This is a genomic window from Saccharibacillus sp. JS10 (assembly GCF_024436065.1).
In the GTDB taxonomy this organism is placed as follows: Bacteria; Bacillota; Bacilli; order Paenibacillales; family Paenibacillaceae; genus Saccharibacillus.
The window spans coordinates 1,007,660-1,029,805 of record NZ_JANFNS010000001.1; the positions used below are offsets into that span (position 1 = coordinate 1,007,660).

At 47.5% G+C, this 22,146-nt stretch carries 20 protein-coding genes and 1 other RNA gene; all 21 read right to left on the reverse strand.

Annotated elements, in window-relative coordinates; translation table 11 throughout:
* Positions 1–43: 43 nt before the first annotated feature.
* Positions 44–1,288 (reverse strand): tRNA uracil 4-sulfurtransferase ThiI, encoded by a 1,245-nt coding sequence (gene thiI, locus NOM90_RS04575; protein WP_255940292.1) that lies wholly within the window; start codon positions 1,286–1,288, stop codon positions 44–46.
* Position 1,289: 1 nt separating this feature from the next.
* Positions 1,290–2,444: a cysteine desulfurase family protein gene (locus NOM90_RS04580; RefSeq protein ID WP_255940294.1), complete on the reverse strand. Its 1,155-nt coding sequence runs from the start codon at positions 2,442–2,444 to the stop codon at positions 1,290–1,292.
* Between the two features lie 129 nt (positions 2,445–2,573).
* Positions 2,574–3,347 (reverse strand): lytic transglycosylase domain-containing protein, encoded by a 774-nt coding sequence (locus NOM90_RS04585; protein WP_255940295.1) that lies wholly within the window; start codon positions 3,345–3,347, stop codon positions 2,574–2,576.
* A gap of 103 nt (positions 3,348–3,450) precedes the next feature.
* Positions 3,451–3,951: a DUF3907 family protein gene (locus NOM90_RS04590; RefSeq protein WP_255940296.1), complete on the reverse strand. Its 501-nt coding sequence runs from the start codon at positions 3,949–3,951 to the stop codon at positions 3,451–3,453.
* 309 nt (positions 3,952–4,260) lie between these two features.
* An RNA gene (gene rnpB / locus NOM90_RS04595) (RNase P RNA component class A) lies at positions 4,261–4,677 on the reverse strand.
* Between the two features lie 58 nt (positions 4,678–4,735).
* Positions 4,736–5,851 carry a Nif3-like dinuclear metal center hexameric protein gene (locus NOM90_RS04600; RefSeq protein ID WP_255940298.1) on the reverse strand — a complete coding sequence of 372 codons (1,116 nt, stop codon included), beginning with the start codon at positions 5,849–5,851 and terminating at the stop codon, positions 4,736–4,738.
* Positions 5,818–6,588 carry a tRNA (adenine(22)-N(1))-methyltransferase gene (locus NOM90_RS04605; protein WP_255940300.1) on the reverse strand — a complete coding sequence of 257 codons (771 nt, stop codon included), beginning with the start codon at positions 6,586–6,588 and terminating at the stop codon, positions 5,818–5,820. Before NOM90_RS04605 ends, NOM90_RS04600 begins: the two co-directional genes overlap by 34 nt.
* Positions 6,585–7,421: a hypothetical protein gene (locus NOM90_RS04610; protein ID WP_255940302.1), complete on the reverse strand. Its 837-nt coding sequence runs from the start codon at positions 7,419–7,421 to the stop codon at positions 6,585–6,587. The genes NOM90_RS04605 and NOM90_RS04610 overlap by 4 nt, the downstream gene beginning before the upstream one ends.
* A gap of 224 nt (positions 7,422–7,645) precedes the next feature.
* Complete coding sequence (gene rpoD / locus NOM90_RS04615; protein WP_255940303.1) at positions 7,646–8,773, reverse strand: RNA polymerase sigma factor RpoD; 1,128 nt, start codon at positions 8,771–8,773, stop codon at positions 7,646–7,648.
* 45 nt (positions 8,774–8,818) lie between these two features.
* Complete coding sequence (gene dnaG, locus NOM90_RS04620) at positions 8,819–10,777, reverse strand: DNA primase (protein WP_255940304.1); 1,959 nt, start codon at positions 10,775–10,777, stop codon at positions 8,819–8,821.
* A gap of 37 nt (positions 10,778–10,814) precedes the next feature.
* Positions 10,815–11,264 (reverse strand): YaiI/YqxD family protein, encoded by a 450-nt coding sequence (locus NOM90_RS04625; protein WP_255940567.1) that lies wholly within the window; start codon positions 11,262–11,264, stop codon positions 10,815–10,817.
* A gap of 258 nt (positions 11,265–11,522) precedes the next feature.
* Complete coding sequence (gene glyS / locus NOM90_RS04630; RefSeq protein ID WP_255940306.1) at positions 11,523–13,610, reverse strand: glycine--tRNA ligase subunit beta; 2,088 nt, start codon at positions 13,608–13,610, stop codon at positions 11,523–11,525.
* Positions 13,610–14,491, reverse strand: a complete 882-nt coding sequence (glyQ, locus tag NOM90_RS04635) for a glycine--tRNA ligase subunit alpha (RefSeq protein ID WP_255940307.1) — start codon at positions 14,489–14,491, stop codon at positions 13,610–13,612. The genes glyS and glyQ overlap by 1 nt, the downstream gene beginning before the upstream one ends.
* Before the next feature lie 449 nt (positions 14,492–14,940).
* A complete protein-coding gene (recO, locus tag NOM90_RS04640) occupies positions 14,941–15,699 on the reverse strand; it encodes a DNA repair protein RecO (RefSeq protein WP_255940308.1) in 759 nt (252 codons plus the stop codon).
* Entirely contained in the window at positions 15,700–16,605 is a 906-nt protein-coding gene (gene era, locus NOM90_RS04645) for a GTPase Era (protein WP_255940310.1), read from the reverse strand.
* A gap of 14 nt (positions 16,606–16,619) precedes the next feature.
* Positions 16,620–17,030: a cytidine deaminase gene (locus tag NOM90_RS04650; RefSeq protein WP_305120899.1), complete on the reverse strand. Its 411-nt coding sequence runs from the start codon at positions 17,028–17,030 to the stop codon at positions 16,620–16,622.
* Positions 17,031–17,179: 149 nt separating this feature from the next.
* Positions 17,180–17,566: a diacylglycerol kinase family protein gene (locus tag NOM90_RS04655; RefSeq protein ID WP_255940312.1), complete on the reverse strand. Its 387-nt coding sequence runs from the start codon at positions 17,564–17,566 to the stop codon at positions 17,180–17,182.
* Positions 17,566–18,066, reverse strand: coding sequence for an rRNA maturation RNase YbeY (gene ybeY / locus NOM90_RS04660; RefSeq protein WP_255940314.1), 501 nt, complete (start codon positions 18,064–18,066; stop codon positions 17,566–17,568). The genes NOM90_RS04655 and ybeY overlap by 1 nt, the downstream gene beginning before the upstream one ends.
* Before the next feature lie 3 nt (positions 18,067–18,069).
* On the reverse strand, positions 18,070–20,307 hold the full coding sequence (locus NOM90_RS04665) for an HD family phosphohydrolase (RefSeq protein WP_255940317.1): 2,238 nt from the start codon (positions 20,305–20,307) through the stop codon (positions 18,070–18,072).
* A gap of 39 nt (positions 20,308–20,346) precedes the next feature.
* Positions 20,347–21,318, reverse strand: coding sequence for a PhoH family protein (locus NOM90_RS04670; protein ID WP_255940318.1), 972 nt, complete (start codon positions 21,316–21,318; stop codon positions 20,347–20,349).
* A 204-nt stretch (positions 21,319–21,522) separates the two neighbouring features.
* Positions 21,523–22,107 carry a polyadenylate binding domain-containing protein gene (locus NOM90_RS04675; protein WP_255940319.1) on the reverse strand — a complete coding sequence of 195 codons (585 nt, stop codon included), beginning with the start codon at positions 22,105–22,107 and terminating at the stop codon, positions 21,523–21,525.
* Positions 22,108–22,146 lie beyond the last annotated feature (39 nt).

The following is a 22,146-nucleotide window of genomic DNA, read 5'->3' on the forward strand; positions in this document are numbered from 1 at the left end:
GTCGTCATTTATGCAGTGATTCAGCAAACTTTACCGACAATTCTTAAAACCACTCTTGTTTGATCTCCGCTTTGGCATCTTCTTCTTCCCGGCGCTTGACGCTTCCTCCGGCAAACAGTTCTATCGTTTCTGTTCCGTCTGCCGCTTCTTGGATCAATTGTTCCAAAGTCGGCATCACCGATTCTACTTTATTTACAATCCGAAGGTTCGGGTTAGTCGTTGGTGATTTCGGGATAAACAATGTACAGCAATCTTCATACGGTAAAATAGACGTCTCATAAGTCCCGATCTGGCGCGACAAACGAATGATTTCGTCTTTGTCCGTCATGACAAGCGGGCGCAAAATCGGAAGTTCGGTTGCACGCTCGATCACGTTCATGCTCGATAAGGTCTGACTCGCGACTTGACCTAAACTTTCACCGGTAATAAGCGCCAATGCTTTTTCGCGTTCAGCCACTTTCGTCGAAATCCGCAGCATCGCCCGGCGCATAAGCGTAATCATCAGATTATCTTGCCCCATTTGGGTAAATGCCGTCTGTACTTCGGTAAAAGGAACGATATGCAATTTGATCTTACCCGCATACTCCGCTAGACCTTGCGCCAAATCGATGACTTTTTCTTTGGCTTTGTCGCTGGTGAACGGATAACTATGAAAATGAATACATTCGACTTCAAGCCCTCTACGAAGTGCCGACCAACCGGCTACAGGGCTATCGATACCGCCGGATAACAACAGCAATGCTTTACCATTCGTTCCAAGTGGGAATCCGCCAACACCCGGAATGACTTCGCCATAAATATAAGCGATATTGTCTCGAATTTCGACGCGAAGTTCGAATTCAGGATCGCGTACATTCACTTTAAGCAAAGGGAAACGTTTGAGCAGAGGCGTAGCAACCAACGGATTACTTTCTTGCGAAGAATGCGGGAAACCTTTCCAGACGCGGCGTACATTCGTTTTGAATGTCGTTTCTTTTTTCAACTCCATCGCTTCAATCAATTCTTCCGAAGCACGAACGATTTCGCCAAGTTCGGGTTGCACCGCTCGGACAGGGCTAAGCGAATTCATACCGAATACATTCGTCAAGATTGGAATCAAAGTCTCGACTTGTTGACTACCCGGATCGACATAAATACGTCCGAATTCTCGGCGCACTTTGACATCTGGATATGGACGAATTAAAGCTCGAACATGTTCGACCGCTGCTTTTTCGAATCTCGCGCGATTGCGCCCTTTTAATGAAACTTCGCCAAAACGAAGCAATAAATAATCGTATTTCTTTGTCATGTTATCTTTTTCTCCCCTCAAGCGGTTGCAATACATCTATAGCCTGATGCAGTATTTTCGATAATTGTTGAATATCGTAGGCTTCGTGTTCATCGCCCAGACTGATCCGAATGCCAGATAATGCTTCTTCGGATGTTCGACCCATCGAAAGTAACACCCGGCTCGGTTTTTCTGTTTTTGCTGAACAAGCAGACTGAGCCGATACATACGCGCCAAGCCCTTCCAGCGTATGCAGAATCACCTCGGATTTCAAGCCCGGAAATGTAAAATGTACGATATGCGGCGAAGGATGTTGTGGATTTGTTACAGTTAGGGTCGGATGTTGATTCACTGCTTCTATGATCTGTTCTCGCAGCAAATTCATTTTTGCCGCCCGTTCCGTTCGACTTTCAGACACTAAACGAAAAGCTTTGGCTGCGCCAACAATAGACGCAACATTTTCGGTACCTGCACGAAGACCTTGTTCTTGATCGCCACCAGACAAAAGCGGGAACAAAGTGATTCCTTCCCGAATATACAACAGACCTACACCGCGCGGACCCCGAAGTTTGTGTGCAGACAAACTATATAGATCAATGCCCGCTTCCCGAAGGTCAAGTGGAACTTGAGCAAAACCTTGTACACCGTCGACATGAAAACGGACATGCGGTTGAATCTTTTTGAGCTGGCGACCTATTTCTGTAACAGGCTGCACCGCTCCGGTCTCGTTATTAACGTGCATGACGCTCACAAGCACTGTATCTTTACGCACCGCAGCAAAAATGTCTTCGGGCGATAATGTTCCATCCAATTGGGGCTTTACATAAGTGACTTCAAACCCAAGCTGCTCCATTTGTTTGCAACTCTCATAGACGGAAGCATGTTCGATTGTAGTGGTCACTATATGTCGTCTGCCATCGCTTCGTCCAAGTAACATTCCTTTTACCGCTAGATTATTACTTTCTGTAGCTCCAGATGTAAATATGATTTCTTCGGGTTTCACGCCTCCAAGCGCCCCTGCACAAACTTCCCTTGATCGTTCAAGCAACTTGGCAGAAGCTTCGCCGTTACGATGAATAGAAGATGGATTTCCGTTATGCACTTGCATCACTTCGGCGATAGTGCGAATCACATCCGGATGGACCGGCGTCGATGCCGCATGATCGAAATTCAACATGCTTTGAACCTTCTTTCATTTCTTCGATTCCTCTAGCTTAACGCGTATCGATGATTTTTCCAAACAACAAAAAGATCAAAAAGGGAAGAAAACTCTTCTCCTTTTTGATCTTTTCCTCTGTGCATACGCTTAGATATATTTGGCTTGAGCCGATTCGACTCTACCGATATATTTCTGCGTTTCGCGTGGCAAGCTGTCGAATTTCGCATTCAGATCGGCTTCGGTTGAAATGCCAAGACGCTGCAATGTGCCAGGTCCCGCATTGTAAGCCGCCAGTGCCAATCGCTGCGAACCGCCAAAACGAATCAGCATCGAAGCGATATAACTGGAACCGCCATTGATATTTTGCTCGGGATCAAATGAATTTTTTACACCTAGACCCGCAGCCGTTCCATCCATCAATTGCATCAGACCTTTGGCACCTGCGCCAGACTGCGCATTCGGATTAAACGAAGACTCTGCATCGATGATGCCATTAATCAAGGATTGGGGAATCCCGTATTTGGCACTAGCGGCTTGTACCATATCCGCATACTGCGCAGCTCCGGAATTCGGTGTCCCTGAACGAACTGTAGGTTCCGATACTTGCGGCATTTCAATCTTCGCTCCGGAACTTTCGATAGACGAAGTAGCTGACGATGCACCGCCAAGCGATGTCGCGCCTTTCGTCAAAGAATCAACCTGATCCGCAGGAAGCGAGATTGCCGCAAGCGTTTTGAGCAATTCTTCCGCAGAGATCGAAGTGGTTCCCGACTGTTCCATTTTTTGCTGTAATAGCGATGCAAAAACCGACGAATCGATCTTGCCTTGCGCCATATTGTTTAGCGAAGATTTATCGAGATTCATACTATCGATCCATTGGAATTCAATTAACTGCTTGGCTGTCTTCGGTTCAATAATCATCTGTTCGCACTCCCTTTCTTCGGTGTTCAATCCAACTTAGCTCCGGTTAGCCGGATAAGCGAAAGGATCTAGGAACCGCTTCTCCGGGAATTCACTCAATTGATTAAGAACGCGGAGCGCTCATCCGGCGCTGACTCAAGTAATCGCTCTCGTAATAATCCAGATCGTCACGAAGTTCTTCATATGTTTTAGTTACGTCGAGAATGATCTCACGCGCCGGAGCGGCAACTTGTTTGCGGAAGCGAATCGCTTCTTGCCCCGTATACGCGTAACGTCCGTCTTCGGCATAGCACTCATTTTTTGGATAAAAGAAGCTATTAATTACGTTATGGTACACCTTGTACAGAGTATCTTCCGCAGAATTCACATCGAAATTGGCACGGCGAAGCAGCACTCCGATTTTTTCGGAGGACGTTTCCGAGAACACAAGTAGATGGCGAAGATCAGATAAAAATCCTTTGTAGTAAGCGACTTCTTCCTCGTCTTGTGACTGTGCAAGCTGAGGTAGCGAATACTCATTCAAAAAAGCTTCGACTTTCAAGATGGCGGCTTTCAACTTTTCTCTGGTCGATTCACATAATTTCTGTACGTTAGGCCCTGACATAACGGCGTTTCCCCCTTGATATTTGATCGCGCACTCGGCGCGAATCGAGCTTCCTTGCAAACCCAATTCTTGCTCCGTCCATCGTAGCATAAATTTAAACCAAAAGCATCCAAGTAGAAGCGTTTAAGCGTAAGTGATAAATAATAATGATCACTTGTATTTATGATCAGGATGCAAAACGGCGTCCGCTTTCTTCAAAAATGAAGAAAGCGGACGCCGTCGATCGGATTGTTCGTGCAAACAATTCTCACGTCTTCTGTATCAAAGCCGATTACTCGGTGATCCAGAATTTTGTTGGGTTGCGTTAGTTCGGAAAGTTTACCGTAAGCCGGGTTCTGTGCTACTTTGCGGTGCAGCCGGGAACTACCCTCCCGCTTTGAGCGACAATCATCTGTCTAGGCCGTTTATTGCTAAACGGCTCAAGCGACCAACCTAAACGCACCCCGAGCAAGGGCTGTCTTCGGCAAGCCGAAAACTGCGTTTCATTAGGTCTTGCTCCGGATGGGGTTTACCAGGGACGAAGTCACCAGCGCCCCTCGGAGTCTCTTACACTCCGGTTCCACCCTTACCTGTGCACGCCTTGCAGCGGCCATCGGCGGTCCATTTCTGTGGCACTAATCCTTCAGCTCGCGCTGACTGGACGTTATCCAGCATCCTGCTCTACGAAGCCCGGACTTTCCTCCCGTGCCGCCATTACGCGACACCGGCGATTGTCTGTTAAACTCCCCTTAAGCAACGGCACTTAGTATATCGCAAAAACCAACAGGTGACAAGTCTTTTTTCTTTACAGGAATCTAAAAGGTTCTGTATTCGGCTCCGATGCGTGAACGGTCGTTTCGCTACCGGTTGCCGCAAGATCTGCCGCGATTTTGTTCGCGACTCCAAGCTTCATGATTTTTTCGGAATTATGTCCCGGATCGATGATCGTAAGCCCCGCCATCAACGCATCATGCGCCGTATGATAGTCGATATCGCCCGTAATCAATACGTCTGCACCTTGACGAATCGCATGGTGAATATAGCGACTACCTGATCCTCCGAGCACGGCTGCTTTTTTGATCGTTCGCTTTGGATCGCCGACTACGCGTGCCATCGGGACGTCGAATCCTTTTTTCACGACGTCTGTCAATTCACCCAAAGTCATCGGTTGCTGCAACTTTCCGATTCTGCCAAGTCCAAACGATTTGCCTTTTTGCTCTAACGGATAAAGATCATAAGCGACTTCTTCGTAAGGATGAGCTTTCAGCATTGCTTGAATCGCTTTGCTGCGGATACTTTCCGGCAATACCGTCTCAAGTCGAACTTCTTCGACTTGTTCAAGCTTCCCTACGCTACCTTGAAAAGGCTTCGTAGACTCCCCTGGAAGAAACGTTCCTGTCCCGTCCGCGCTAAAACTACAATGCGAATAATCGCCAATGGCTCCGGCTCCTGCATTGAGCATCGCATTTAACACCTGCTCGGCATGAGTTTTCGGTGCATACACGACCCATTTATATAACGATTCGCTTTGCAATTCTTCGAGCGGCTTAGGTTCTACGATTCCAACCAGATCCGCCATCCAATCGTTAATCCCGCCCTCGGCAACATCCAGATTCGTATGACTGATATAGACCGCAATATCGTTTTTGATTAATTTTTCGTATAAAGCGCCCATCGGTGTATCGGTTCGCAAATGAGGCAGTGGACGGAAAATAATCGCATGGTGCGCAATAATCAAGTTCGCGCCTAGCTCAATCGCTTCATCCACAACTTCCGGTGTCACATCAAGCGCGACCAATACTTTTTTGATTTCTTTATTTAACGTACCGAGTTGCAAGCCAATTTTGTCATTGTCGACAGCTAGCGATTTCGGTGCGAATTTCTCCATTAATTGAATAACGGTTTGTCCTTTGGCAAACATGCCAGCACCTCCTTCAGACTTTCGATATAACGTTCAAGCTCTGCTCTTTTTTCTTTGGCGTCTTCATTTTCGGAGCGCTCCATCGAACGTGCTACACGCTCGAATTTCGCGATTTCTCCGATCCATTTTTCATGAAAAACGGGTGAAGCTTGTTGCACAAGAAAAGGCCCGAACTGAAGCAACTGTTCGCGGCTCAGCTTCACAGGCGGTTCTCCGATCGTCGTTTCCGCATACAGTTTGGCATTTTCGGATTCTGCAACTTTACTGCGGTCTCCCGTCAATACTTCGTAAATCTTACCGTCTTCATGCAAAATCTGTTCGCTTCGCAGCAACCAGCCTTCTTCCAGCAGCCAACGACGAACCAAATCTTCGCCGACATTAGGTTGCAAAATCAGACGTTGGACACCTATAAGCTTTTCGCGACCTTCGGTAAGGATTCGTACGATCAACGCACCGCCCATACCGGCAATCGTAATCACATCGACTTCTCCGGCTTGAATAGCGGCTAATCCGTCTCCAAGTCGAACTTCGATTTTGTTTTGAAGCCCCGCTTCGGCAACTTGCTTGGTTGCGGCATCAAAAGGCCCTTGGTTCACTTCTCCCGCGATTGCCGAAACGACAACTCCATTTTGCACCGCATAAGTTGGAAGCAGCGCATGATCGGAACCGATGTCCGCCAGACGACTGCCCGGCGGAATTAATTTGCAAATCGTATTCAAACGTTCAGATAATTTCATACAGACACCCACGCAATCCATTTTTTTCGCCAGATAAATAACAAAACAAACGCTACAGCCAATTTCCCCAAAATATATAACACAATACCTTCCGGCGCTTGTTGACGCAGCAGCAGATCATCGACTTCCGGCATAAACCATAGTGTAACACCGACTGCAAAATAAATCGAAGCAAACCGCTTTGCTTTGTGATGAGCCAGCCAACTTAACCAAAGCAGCAGCGCACTAAGCGGAAGCCAAAGCAATTGGAGCATCGACCAAGATACAGACGGATTCATTTGTCCGAAAAACTTAGCGTACAGCAAAATCAAAGCTCCCCAACCGCTGTAATGCAGCAGCCCACTCGGTACGATCATTCCAATCGCCAACCATACGACGGCACACACGGCGATTAAAGCAAGCATTGCCATCTCGGTCGGCCATCCGTTAAGTCGAATCATCCATGCACCCAGCGCAAGCAACACAAGGCTTCCGATTGCATACAAGATCTGCCCACCCATACCGCCCATCCAAGCTTTTCCTCTGGCGTATGTACCGAGCCCGTAACAGAATGAGACAAGCGCTGCAATCGCTGCTGTTTGAAACGGCCAATCCAAGATCGGAAAATAAAATCCGATCAGAAAAATCAACGCGATACTGACAAACGACAATGCCCACAATTTAAAATTGCCTTGCTGCAATGCCGAGACAGATAACGTGCTTTTTTTCTTTGGCTGCGTTTGTTCGTCATCATATAAGTTTAACAAAAAATCGCAGTAATGCTCGGGCAAAAGTTTACTTTTACGCCAATTTTCGATTTCCATAATGATGACTCTCTTTTTTTCCCGTTCCAAAAGTGCTCCTCCTTATAGAAACCCCGTGTTTGTATCGCAATCTATGCGGATACTCTTCTCATTTTTTATATCGGCAGGTTGCTTCACTACGATTACGCATACAAACGACTCAGCATCAATTTGTGTTTATTGTACCGAAAAAAAACGATTCCGACTATCCAATGATTCCCTATATGAACAAAAAAAGACCGCCGAAGCAACTCTTCGGCAGTCTGATGTCTAGTCTATTCAAGAAAATCTTTGAGTCGTTTGCTTCGACTTGGATGACGAAGTTTACGGAGCGCTTTGGCTTCGATTTGGCGAATGCGCTCGCGCGTTACGCCAAACACTTTACCTACTTCTTCAAGCGTACGCGTACGCCCGTCATCCAGACCAAAGCGAAGACGCAGTACATTTTCTTCCCGATCGGTCAACGTATCCAAGACGTCTTCCAATTGTTCTTTGAGCAGCTCATAGGCAGCGGCATCTGCCGGCGCTAATGCTTCCTGGTCTTCAATAAAATCACCGAGGTGGGAGTCATCTTCTTCGCCGATTGGAGTTTCCAGCGAGACCGGTTCTTGAGCGATTTTCATAATCTCTCGAACTTTTTCTACACTGAGTTCCATCTCGGCAGCAATTTCTTCCGGCGAAGGCTCACGTCCGAATTCTTGCAACAATTGCCGGGAAACCCGAATCAGTTTGTTGATCGTCTCAACCATATGAACCGGGATCCGAATCGTGCGCGCTTGATCGGCAATCGCACGAGTGATGGCTTGACGAATCCACCATGTCGCATACGTACTGAATTTGAATCCTTTTTCGTGGTCGAACTTTTCTACGGCTTTGATCAGACCCATGTTGCCTTCTTGAATTAAATCCAAGAACAACATGCCTCGTCCGACATAGCGTTTGGCAATACTTACAACGAGCCGAAGATTCGCTTCCGCCAAGCGGCGTTTCGCTTCTTCGTCGCCTTCTTTAATTCGTTTCGCCAATTCAACTTCATCGTTAGCCGACAGCAAAGGGACGCGTCCGATTTCTTTCAGATACATGCGGACAGGGTCGTTGATCTTAATGCCCGGCGGCAGTGCGAGATCGTCTTCAAATTCCGATTCTTCACTGCTGTCTCGGTCACCTCTTGAACGTGGACGTTCTTCTTCGTCGTCGCTTTCGTCTCCGACTTCGATCCCAAGATCCCCCAATTGTTCGTAAAACTCCTCGATTTGCTCAGGGTCTTGATCGAACGGCGATAACTTCTCAGCAACCTCTTTATAACTAAGATGCGATCTTTTTTTGCCCAGTTCGATCAGTTGTTCTTTCACCTGATCAAGAGTTTGTTCGCCTTCCAATCCCGTAAGTTCCTCGTTCGCCATTCTGAGACCCCCTCCTCCCTGGAATTTGAACCTAAGACTCGTTCGTTATTGCCGTTCCAGGGCTATGATTTCACTTGCGATTTGAGCAGCCAACAGAAAATCGCCGTCTTTTTCAGCACGTATCATCTCTTCGCGTTTACGCTCGATTCCTCGTAATTGAGGAACTTTGCGAACTTCTCTGATGCAATCGTCAAGAACCTGCTCATTCCAGTCGCGTGGACCTTCCATCATCGCAATTGCGCTCACTGTCTTCTCTAACTTCTCGTCTTGCAAAGAAGAAATAAAGCGACTGCTGTCAGGCTCGCGATCCTGTGCGTAAAAAGCATACAGGTAAGCCGATATCGCGGCATGTTCAGGCATATTGAACTCGTTGCCAAGCCTGCGCTCCACATAATCGGAAGCTTGGCGATCTTGAAGCATCAAGAACAGCAAGCGGCGCTCTGCGGTCTGATAAGCCGGTGACAGATCGCGATTGACACGTACACGACGTTCTTGAGGAAAGAAGTTATCTTCGGCGTTTTGCTGATTGCGATTGCCGCCGCCAAAGTTTCCTTTTTTCCCATATCCACCTTTGTTGGCATAATCGTTGCGTTCTCGGCTTTTGCCACTATACGATCCACCGTATCCTCCAGGTTCGGAGCCGGAATACATAGGGCCGGGATCTTCTTGACCCGGAGCCGGTCTACTCTGTTCTTGACGCATCAAATTGCAATCTTGTTTCAAACTTTCGAAAGAAACATCGACTTCGGAAGAAAGTTCGCGCAGGTAGACTTCGCGTTCAGTCGGTGAATTCAAAGCCGCAATGACCGGCAAAGCCGCTCTGACATAATCGACTCTTCCACCTTCTTCGGAAAGTCTTTGACCGCGCCGCAGATTCGATAAACGAAACTTTGTCGTCGATGCGGCTTCTTCTACGATTTGGCGCATAAAACGCTCGCCGCCGTTCGAACGAATATAATCGTCGGGGTCTACGCCGCTTGGAAGCATCGCAATCTTAACTTGTAGACCTGCCTGCTCCAAAATCGGAATACTTTTCAGCGTAGCTTGTTGACCGGCATTGTCTCCGTCATAACAAACCAGTACTTCATCTGCCGTGGTTTTGATTAATGCCGCATGCTGATCCGTGAGCGAAGTGCCCATCGTAGCGACACCGTTATGCACGCCGGCTTCCCACGCTGCGATCACGTCGCCGTATCCTTCGAACAATACAGCTTGCCGCTGCTTACGGATCGCGCTTCGCGCTTGACCGAAGTTGTACAACACCCGACTTTTATTGAACAATCGACTTTCCGGCGAGTTTACATATTTGGGATGCCCTTCACCGAGTATACGCCCGGCAAAAGCAATCGTTTTCCCGCTTCGATTGGCGATCGGGAACATGATTCGTCCGCGAAAACGATCGACGTATCCGTCTCCGTTTTGCTTTGCCGAAATCAGCCCGCCTTTTTCCATCTCCGTCAAATCGAACGAACGCTTATCCAAAAATTGAACCAGCGTATCCCAACGATCCGGCGCAAATCCGATACCAAACTGGTCGATCATTTTGTCGCCGATACCGCGCCCGCGCAGATATTCCAGCGCCGGACGGCCGTGCTCTGTGTTTTTCAACAAAAAATGATAGAATTTTTCGCTCCATTCATAAGCTTGAAGGAGACGTCCAGTTTCTCGGTCTTGAGGCGATTCCGCTTTTCCTTCACTGCTTTGGAAAGGGATATGAACCTCTTCTGCCATAATCTTCACAGCTTCGGGGAAAGAAAGTCCTTCGATTTCCATCCTGAATTTGATGGCGTTGCCCCCCATGCCGCAGCCGTAGCAATAGAAGATTTGGCGATCCGGTGTCACCGTAAAAGAAGGGGTCTTTTCGGAATGGAATGGGCATAGGCCTTTCATATACTTCCCTTGTTTGGTCAAATGTACATGTCTGCCAACCGTATCGACGATATCGTGCTGCGTGAGCACCGCATCAATCGTTTCCTCCGGAATATTTCCGTATTCCGTACTCATGATAACCACCTTCTAATGAAAATAATATTCGCTGTACCTAATGCTTATCCTGCAAATCATGTAAAAGTTTTAAAAATTTTTCCGAAAAAGTATCTCGATCTTCTGTCGTGAATTTCTTGGGACCCTTCGTTCTGCCACCTCCGCGCCGTATTTTAGCGCTAGTATGACGGCGATCGAGCAAAAATTCGATATTATCTGCATCGTAGATGACGCCGCGCTCGGATAACGCGTAAGCACGTTTTGCCAGCACAAGAGCAGCCAATCCATAATCTTGCGTGACGACCACATCGCCTGCCCGCAGATGATTCACGATATACAGATCGGCACTTTCTTTGCCGCGGTCGACTTTCACGACTTGAATCCCTTCTTCTTCGCGTAGTGCATGATCGTAAGAAGAAACGAGAATAACGAGGACGTCAAACTGCTTTGCCGCAATTTTGATTTCATTTTTGACCGGGCAAGCATCGGCGTCTACCAAAACGCGCATCTTTGGGCTGTCCAAAGCATCCTCCTTCCGTAATCTGCAAGTGCACGTTGAGCTATGCGAAAAACGGAACGTTTCCCGCTAACTGCCGATCCATAAGCGAAGAACACTTTCTTTGCTTTGAATCAGGCAAAAGAGAAACAGGGGTTCCGGTGCTGATGTAAAAACGCCGGTCTTGCTCTCTGCGCGGGAAAAATTCCGTATCGATTCATTATTCAATTGGCGCAAAAAGCAAGAGGCTACTTTTATTTTACACGGTTCTTACTGCCAAACCAACTTTCCAAAGTCAGCAAACTGCTTCAGATCGCGATCAATGTTCCCAAGCAGAGCCAGTCGATTGGCGCGTACTTGCGGATCTTCTGCCATTACCATTACCCGGTCAAAGAAAGCCGTAATCGGTTGCTTCAAGCTCGCCAGCGCTTCTAATTGCGACTTCGATTGATCTTTTTGTCCAAGCTTGCTTTCCATCGACAACTGCTTCGACACTTTTTCATAAGACTGATAAAGTTCACGTTCCACTTCTTCTTCGAACAGCTCCGGTTTCACTTCCAGATGCTCGGCTTTTGCCGCCAAGTTGCCGGTACGCGTAAAGGACTCGACCGTCGTTTTGAAGTCGTCCATATGCTCTACAGCGTCCATCAGCGCGTGACCGCGAGCCACGACTGCGGCAATATCTCCGAAGCCTCCAGCGATAACCGCATCAACTACGTCATAACGCAGCGAATCCGACAGCAATTTTTTCACACGAAGTTCGAAGAAATCATGCAGGTCTTGACGAACTTTATCGGCAGGATGCTTGAGGTTGCCCGCTTGTTCATGTACCGAAATCGAAATATCGAACAATTGATCCAGCGTCAACTCCAAGTGATGATCGAGCAAGATCTGAACGATACCTGCTGCTTGGCGACGGAGCGCGTAAGGATCTTGCGAACCCGTAGGAATGATGCCGATACCGAAAAATCCGACGATTGCATCCATTTTATCCGCCAAACTCACGACAGATCCGACGATCGAAGCCGGAACCGATTCGCCTGCAAAACGCGGCTGATAATGCTCAAATACAGCGCGAGCGACTTCTTCTTTTTCTCCCGCTTTGCGTGCATAATCTTCACCCATCATGCCTTGAAGCTCAGGGAATTCGTAGACCATTTGCGTAACCAAATCGAATTTGCAAATATCAGCAGCGCGGCTAACGGATTGCGCGGCATCTGCATCCAGATTCAGCTTCGAAGCGATCACGTCTGCGGTCTGGCGAATCCGGCGCACTTTATCGCCTGTGCTACCTAATTCTTCATGGAACACGACATTTTCAAGTTTTGCTAATGCGTCGCTAATCGCGACTTTCTGGTCTTCCTCATAAAAGAACTGAGCATCGGACAGGCGGGCGCGCAGTACTTTTTCGTTACCTTTTGCGATAATATCCAGCGATTTGGCATCACCGTTACGCACGGTTACGAAGAATGGAAGAAGCTTGCCTTCAGCATCCAACACCGGGAAATACCGTTGGTGTTCACGCATCGATGTAATCAGCACTTCTTGCGGAATATTCAAGAATGATTCTTCGAAAGTACCGAACAACGCTGTAGGCGTTTCGACCAGGAATAATACTTCTTCAAGCAGATCTTCCTTGATCGCGATATTCCAGTTGTTTGCTTCAGCAAGATCACGAATTTGTTTGAGAATCAAAGCTTCGCGTTCTTCCACATCGACCAGAACATGCTGAGTGCGCAGATTTTCGACATAATCGGAAGCTTTCGCAATCGAAGTCTCGCTTCCGAGGAAACGATGTCCGCGAGATACCCGATTCGTTTCTACGTCTGTAATTTCAAAAGGCACGATTTCTTCGCCAAATAGCGCTACCATCCAGCGGATCGGACGGATAAAGCGGAAATCGTAAGCGCCCCAACGCATATTTTTGGGGAACGTCAGCGACGAAATGATACTTTTCAGACCTTCTGGCAGCAACGCGGAAGCTTCTTGTCCATTCAGGCTTTTCGTTGCGTAAATATATTCAACACCGCTTAGTTCTTTGAACGTGAAGTCGCTGGCATCGACGCCTTGGCTGCGAGCAAAGCCCAGAGCGGCTTTTGACCAATCGCCGTTTGCATCTTGTGCAATTTTACGCGAAGGGCCTTTGACTTCTTCATTCACGTCTTCTTGCTTTTCTGCGACGCCGCGTGCCAATACAGCCAAACGGCGAGGCGTTGCATAAGCTTCGACTTTATCGTAACTCAGACGCGACGCGTCCAACCATTTTTCCGTTTTCTCGCGCAATTGGTTCATCGCAGCGCGCAGGAAGCGAGCCGGTACTTCTTCAAGCCCGATTTCAAGTAGCAGATCTTTTGCCATTACGCTTCCTCTCCTTTCTTAATAAGCGGGAATCCCAATTTTTCGCGTTCTTCCACATAAGCCGCAGCGACTTTACGTGCCAAGTTACGAACTCTTGTAATATATCCGGTACGCTCGGTGACGCTGATTGCGCCGCGCGCATCCAATAAGTTGAACGTATGCGAACATTTCAATACATAATCGTAAGCCGGGAACACCAGATTTTCGTTTGCCGCACGCGCCGCTTCTTGCTCGTACATATTGAACAACGTGAACAACATCTTCACATCTGACAGTTCGAACGTGTATTTGGAATGTTCGTATTCCGCTTGACCGTATACGTCGCGGTACGTCATGCCTTCTACATATTCCAAATCAAATACGTTTTCTTTGTCTTGAATATACGAAGCCAGCCGCTCCATACCGTACGTAATTTCGACAGCTACCGGATTTGTTTCGATCCCGCCGACTTGTTGGAAATAGGTGAACTGCGTAATTTCCATACCGTCCAGCCAGACTTCCCAACCGAGACCCGCACAGCCAAGCGTCGGGTTTTCCCAGTTATCTTCAACAAAACGAATATCGTGGATCAACGGATCAACGCCAAGCGCTTTGAGACTTTCCAAATACAACTCTTGGATATTGTCCGGCGAAGGTTTGATAATGACTTGGAATTGGTGATGCTGATACAGACGGTTCGGGTTTTCGCCATAACGTCCGTCGGAAGGGCGACGAGAAGGTTCAACATAAGCCACTTTCCACGGTTCCGGTCCAAGCGATCTCAAATACGTCATTGGGTTCATCGTGCCAGCGCCTTTTTCTGTGTCGTAAGGCTGCGCGTTAATACATCCTTGATCCGCCCAAAACTGCTGAAGCGTCAAGATCATGCGTTGAAAATTCATTATAAGCACTCCTTTGCAAATTGGATCGGCTGAGCAGACGGGTTAATTTTTTGAAAAGTTAAAAAATGCACAAAAAACTCCCGTCCTTACGCCTGATTAGACAGACGTAGGGACGAGAGTTGGTTGCATCTTCGATGCATTCCCTTTTGCTTAACTCCGTCACACGTTCAAAGTTGAACGCCAGTTCGGACTCAGTTAAGCAAATTACACCCGCGGTTCCACCCTACTTGAATGCGCGGTGACGATCAAACGTCACGATTCGCATTCCTCTTTTCCGTATGCCGTTATTTGACTCGCTCCTGGAAATGCCGAATCATAGAAATCACGGTTTGTCCGGGCTTACACTCTCCCCGGCTCGCTGCTCAAAACCGCAGTTCGATCTCTATGCTTTCCATTCAACGCGTTGCCAAACACTCAGCAATAATTTCTTTATTGTACGGTCGCAATGCTTATTTGTCAAAGCCGTAATTGTCCAGTTGATCAAGAAATCGCTTCGATTTCAAATTCATCCCGATATGCTCGCGCATAAACGCTTCCAGCACTTTTTTAAGCTCGGCTTTCGTTTCCGGTTTTACGTCTACATTCCCGAGACGCCGCAGATCAAGCTTGGCGAAAATACGCAACAAAGACAACGTTCGCGCTGTAACCGGAACCGCATACGGGTCGGCAGCTCGAAACGGCACGCTCAGCACACCGCCAAGCCGGGGACTGATATACGCATCGCCTTCGACAGGTCGTTGACTGGCTGCGCATATTTCAAGTTCAGGCGCATAACCCGAAGCTTGCAAAATCTTCATTTCAAATAGGCGAATCATGACTTCGGGGTCTTTGCCTTCACGCATTCCATTCAAAAAAGCATGAAGCTGCTCAAACCAGAAGCTACCGGTATCTTCGTCTTGCAAGCCGCGATCGATCAACTCACACGCATAAGCCCCGTGAGCCGCCATCACTAAATCTTCGCGAAGTTTATGATTGGATTCGAAGATTTCGCCGTCGTTCAACGTCCCCAGCCCGCTTCCGCCTCGAAAAAAACTAAAGATGCCGTACGTAAAAGGCTGCGTTAACGAAGCGTGACGACTTTTGACTTTTTTCGCGCCGCGTACCATCACGCCGATCTTGCCATGTGTTTGGGTACAAAGCGTGATGATTCGATTGGTTTCCCCATAGTCCATCGCCCGGATTACGATTCCTTCGAGCCGGTATAACATCTAGGCGTCCCGGTGGAAGCCCAGATCGCGGAGTACGCGGTCTTGGTTACGCCAATCTTTTTTGACTTTAACCCATAGTTCCAAGAAAATTTTCGAACCGAGCAAGTTTTCGATATCTTGACGTGCGCGTTTACCGACTTCTTTTAGCATCGCGCCTTGTTTGCCGATCACGATCCCTTTTTGCGAGTCGCGCTCGACGAAAATAACAGCACCTACATCGACTACGCCGTTATTTTGTACTTTCATGCTTTCGATGGTCACTGCGATCGAGTGCGGGATTTCTTCGCGTGTCATTTGCAGAATTTTTTCACGAATCAATTCGGCAATAACGAATTGCTCGGGGTGATCGGTAATTTGGTCTTCCGGATAATACTGAGGGCCTTGCGGCAAATATTTGCCTAATTGCTCCATCAACGTATCTACATTGCTGCCGAACTTCGCAGAAATCGGAACGATCTCCGCAAATTCGTACAATTTACGATACGTGTCGATCAGAGGCAACAGAGCTTCCGGTTCAACCAGATCGATTTTATTCAAAATCAAAAAGACAGGAGTTTTGATCTTGGCAAGCTGCTCGATAATGTAACGGTCTCCGCCGCCGATTCCTTCTGCTGCATCGATCAAAAACATCGCCGCTTCTACTTCACCCAGTGTATTCAGCGCCGTATTATTCATAAAATCGCCGAGCTTTGACTGACGTTTGTGGATACCCGGCGTATCGAGGAAAACGATCTGTTTTCCTGCATCGGTGTAGACCCCGTGAATTTTGTTACGTGTGGTTTGCGGCTTGTCGGACATAATCGCAATCTTTTGCCCGATAATTTGGTTCATCAGTGTCGATTTGCCGACGTTAGGTCGACCGACAATCGCGACGAATCCGGATTTGAATCCTTTTTTGTTTTCCATAATAGCCCTCCTTGTTATTTCTCTAAATCCCATGGTCCAAAAGCATCCGGCAACAATTCTTTAATCGTCGTTTGACGAGTATCGCCTTTTAGATTACTTAACCATACCGGCATATCCGGTTTACACAATTCCACCAGTACTTGCCTACAAACGCCGCAAGGCGCAATCGGGCCATCTGTATCTCCTACGACAGCAAGCATCGTAAAACTGCCTGGCTTATGACCGTGCGCAACCGCGCTGAACAATGCTGTTCGTTCTGCACAGTTGGAAGGGCCATAAGCTGCATTTTCAATATTACAGCCGTGATGAATCTGCCCTTGATCATCAAGCAAAGCTGCTCCCACTTTGAACCCTGAATAAGGAACATAGGCTTTTTCTCGAGCGAGAATCGCTTCTTGAATCAAAGCGTTTGAATCGATCGTCATAGTTGCGTTGCCCCTCTCGGCTTGTTGCTAAGCTTATTCGTCTTCCCGCTTTCGATCTTATGAAAGGGAACTCTATTGTACATCCGTACAGCGCCTACGACCAGTCTCTATTGCAACTTATCAGACCTTTAAACAGCATTCTTATCTGATTACATCCAATTCAATGCTTTTGCCAAACGCAAAAGAGGCGGAACAAACACAATTAAGCCGATCAGAGCGGCAAAAAACGCGGAAGCCAATACGGCTCCCGCGGCAGCGTCTTTCGCTTTTTTCGCTAGCGGATGAAGCCGATCTCCGACCGTTAGATTCACAGCCGCTTCTACAGCTGTATTCATCAATTCGGCAGAAAGAACAAGACCGATTGCCAAGCATAGCAGTCCCCAGTCCAATCGGGGGACACGCAGCAGCGCACCTAGAAGCAATACAGCTGCGCATAGCGCCAGATGCACTTTGAAATTCCGCTCTGTCGAAGCTGTTGCCCGAACCCCATCCCAAGCATTCCGGAATACATCTCCCCAAGTACGCCGCTTATCCATCAGCGTGTCAATCCAATTTGCTGGAGCACGGCTTCTTGCTTACCCATCATTACGGCTTCATCTTCAGCTGTCTGATGGTCATATCCAAGCAAGTGTAAAAATCCGTGTACGAACAAGAAACCCAGTTCTCGTTCAACCGAATGTCCATAATCTTCGCTTTGCGCAATGGCGCGCGGCACAGAAATAATAATATCGCCTAGCATTTCGTCAAATTCAGGACCCACTTCATCTTCTTGCTCGACTTCGTACGTAATTTCTTGCTCGTCTTCCATCGAATCGCGCATAGCAAACGAAAGTACGTCAGTCGGACGGTCGATATTCCGAAACTCTTTGTTCAAACGGTGAATTTCTTCATCATTGACAAAAGTCAAAGCGACTTCGCCCTCGGTCACGCCTTCCGCTTCACCTGCTGCAGTCAGCAATTGATTGAATTGGGCGATCAGCGCATCGCTGATTTCGTATTGATTTTGCTCGTTACTCCATTCCAGTTGCAGACCCATACGTCAGTTCTCCTTTGTTTTGGGTTTATCTTCTTCGGGATATTCGATCCGCGAATGGAAAATACCCATGACCGCTTCTTTAAGCGTTTTGGCGATCACGTCAAGTTCTTTGAGCGTAATATCACACTCATTGAACTGTTGATCGTCCAAACGGCTTTTGATGATTTTTCCGATCATCGATTCGACTTGATCAATCGTTGGTTTGTGCAGAGAACGCACCGCAGCTTCGACGCTATCCGCAATACCGACCACAGCCGCTTCTTTCGACTGCGCTTTTGGACCCGGATAACGGAAATCAGCTTCCGTAAAATCAGGTTCTACGCCGCGTTCTTCCGCTTGCTTCATCGCTTTTTGATAAAAGAAGTACAAGAACGTCGTTCCGTGATGCTGCTCGGCAATATCGCGAATCCGCTTCGGTAACTTGTATTCTTTTTGCATCTCGACGCCATCTCTGGCATGCGCGACGATAATCGACTTGCTCAGCTTCGGATCGATCGAATCGTGCGGGTTTTCAATATTATTTTGATTTTCGATAAAGTAGCTTGGACGCTTCGTTTTGCCAATATCATGATAATACGATCCCACTCGGCAAAGCAGACCATTTGCACCGATCGCTTCGGCTGCCGCTTCCGATAGATTCCCGACCATTACGCTGTGATGGTAAGTACCTGGCGTTTCGATCAACAATTTACGCAGTAGCGGATGGTTCGGGTTCGATAATTCGACCAATTTGAGTGCGGACAAAATCCCGAAAGTGACTTCGAAAAACGGCATCAAACCTATCGCCAAAATAGCTGTTAGCAATCCCGAAGCCAGTGCAAAAGCAACCGGATACAAGATCGTTTCGCGGTTCAAATCGGCATCTCCGATCAGCGATAACGCCAGCACGGTGATTGCGCCAAACAAACTTACCATAATCCCTGCTTTAAGCAAGGTTGAACGCTGACTGGCACGATGAACCGTGAAGATCGCTGCATACGATACAACCAATGTATACAAACCAAAATGGAAATCAAAGATTTCGCTACCGGACTGCCCGGCATTCAGCACGATACTGGATAAGATCGCAAAAATGATAGCGCTGAAATAAGCAAACGAATTGTTAAGCAGCAATGCGATTAACGTACAGCCAATCGCCACAGGAGCCAGATACCCGACGAACTTCGACGTGTCGCTTTGTACCAAAGCCGTTAAGTGCATCGCAATGAGCATAATAAAATAAATAAGCGCAATCATTAGCAGCTGCGGGTTTTCGTAACGGAATTCGGTTCCGCCTTGACGCGTAAATAAAAACAATCCAAACGAGAGCAATACAGAAAGAAGCAACAGACCGAATTGCGGCCAATAATTAATTTCGGTTTTGAGCATTTCGTTTTCTTTTAACAGATTGTACATATCTTGCGTAATCAACTCGCCGCGCTGCACCAATACCTCGCCTTGCTCGATATAGACGGTTTCGGTGTTTTCCCGAGCTTGCACCGCCGCTTCTTTCGTCGCTTCTTCATCGTAAAAACGGTTGGGTGTAATCGCAAGCTTGATAAGTTCTTGCACGACTTCGCGCGAAGTCCGATCCGTAAGCGTACTCCGACTTACAAACTCCGCCACTTGGGCTCTTGCTGTCTGCGCATCGGTAATTTGATCACTCATCAGACGAGAAACGATTCCGGTCGCTTCCGATTTCATCTGCTGGATCTGCGAAGACGTCAGCGAAGGAATCTTATAGAACGTTTCTTCCGGAATATCGTATTCTTGTTCATTGACACGTGTTCGAACTTCTTGCAGCAAAGCCGCGGAATAAGCGCCGTTATTACCGCTGTTCCGAATCGAATTCGTCATAAATTGACTGACTCGCTGCGGCAATTCTTCTTTGTAGATATCGATCTTGTTCGCTTCCGTCAATTGATCGTCTTGATTGAGTGTATCAATACGATCCAATAGCTGACTGACTAGCGTGTCGTTACGAAGAGAAAAAATCCGATAGACTTGTTGAACTTTGTCTGCGGCTTCTTCTTGCGCTTGCAACGTCGCTTTGCTATTGGGAATCTGGGAAGGAGCCAAAATTTCTTTATCGCTTGGCATGTTGACCTGAATATCGTATTTCTCAGGCATCAGCTTAGGATAAAGCCCTACAAAAAACATCAGCGTCAAAAGCAAAAATAAAATCAGTTTGAAAACGCCGCTGTTTTTCCAGCCAGTCGATGTAGGATTAGTTTTGCTTTTCCATTTTTCTTTTGAAGCCATAGGGAAGAACCTCCGGTATTAGACTCCTAAAACAGCCTTTTACTCGATGCTTTCTGCCGCTTGTTCATAAGCCACAATGATTTTTTGAACCAACGAGTGTCGGACAACATCTTCTTGAGCAAAACTCACAAAACCAATGTCCGAGATGTTATTTAATACCAGACGTGCTTCCACCAGACCCGACTTTTTGCCACGTGGCAAATCGATTTGTGTGACGTCGCCTGTAATGACCATTTTCGAGCCAAATCCAAGACGCGTTAAAATCATTTTCATTTGTTCAGGCGTCGTATTTTGAGCTTCATCCAAAATGATGAACGAATCGTCAAGAGTACGTCCACGCATATACGCGAGCGGCGCGATTTCAATCAGACCCCGCTCCAGTGCTTTAGCGACCTGATCCGTTCCCATGATGTCGTAGAGTGCATCGTAAAGCGGACGTAGATACGGATCGACCTTTTCTTGTAAATCACCCGGTAAAAAGCCTAAACTTTCGCCAGCTTCAACAGCCGGTCGACTCAGTACGATTCGCTTAACCAAGCCTTCTTTGAGTGCAGTTACTGCCAATACAACAGCCAAATATGTTTTACCCGTACCGGCAGGGCCGATTCCGAATACGATATCTTTTTTCTTGATTGTCGTTACATAATGCTTTTGACCGATTGTTTTCGGACGAATAGGTTTTCCACGGAACGTCACCGCAATCTCGCCTTTGAATAAATCCAGCAATTGATCGGCTCGGAAATCTTTTGCCAAATCAAGTGCATATTGTACATCGCGTTCCGTCAAGTTATAACCGTTGCGTACCAATTGAAGCAGTACGTCAAACAGATGCTCTAATTGATCTGTATCCTGCGCAGGTCCGTGCACCGAAATTTCTTCTTCTCGGCTGTCGATACGCGCTTCAAATTGACGCTCGATCAGCTTGAGATAGGTGTCTTGCGGGCCAAACAGGGCCAAACCTTCCCCCGCGTTGTGTAGCGGGATCTTAATACTTCTCGTCTGTTCTGTCAAAAGCTCTCAGTCTCCTTAATCGATGTAGTCAGTGTCGTTCCCCGTTTTGAGATAGATGGTTATGCTTCAACTTTACCATTGTCGGACTCCCCATGCAAAAGATTTCGGGCAGGCTTTTTAGCTTTGTGTAATAAAAAACCGACCTTTCCGTTCGTAACGGAAAAGCCGGTAAGCAAGCCATATCAAAATCGCAACTTTACCGTATTAGGTGCGTCCAGAGGAATGCTTCTTTTTGGCGCGTGGTTCGCCCAACACTTCTGCCCACAAAATACCTTTTCGAAGATCATTGGCTGTCGGATTAGACAGAAGCGATGAAGCTGGCGCTGTGTTGGAAGTCGATTCTTGTACTTTTAACTGAGAAGAAGCGCGACTCGTTAAGCTTGATGTTCGTTGATTTTGACGACGAGGACCTTCTTGCTCCGAGCGTCGTTGCTGCATCGAAGGCTGTTCGCGCAAGCGTTTTTCAACCTCATCATTCATTTGACGAGAAGCTTGCTCCAAGTTCGTACGTTCCGCGCCCATATTGCCGCGGTCTTGAGGCGCAGGGCGACGCTGATTACCTGTATTTGTCGGCGCACCAGAGAACGGCGATTGACGCTCGTTACTTGGAGGTTGTACACGTCGTTGTTGCGGATTGCCTGGATTTCGCGGTGTAGCATTACGACCTCCGAAAGGTTCTCCACCTCCGTTTGCCGGCTTGTTCTTTTTGCTAAACACTGAAAACAGCACACCGATAATAACAACGACGATAAAAAAGTTACTTGCGATCCATTCTAAGAACTGGGGCATGGTCTCCCCTCCTGTTCTGCCGTTTGCTTACTTCATATC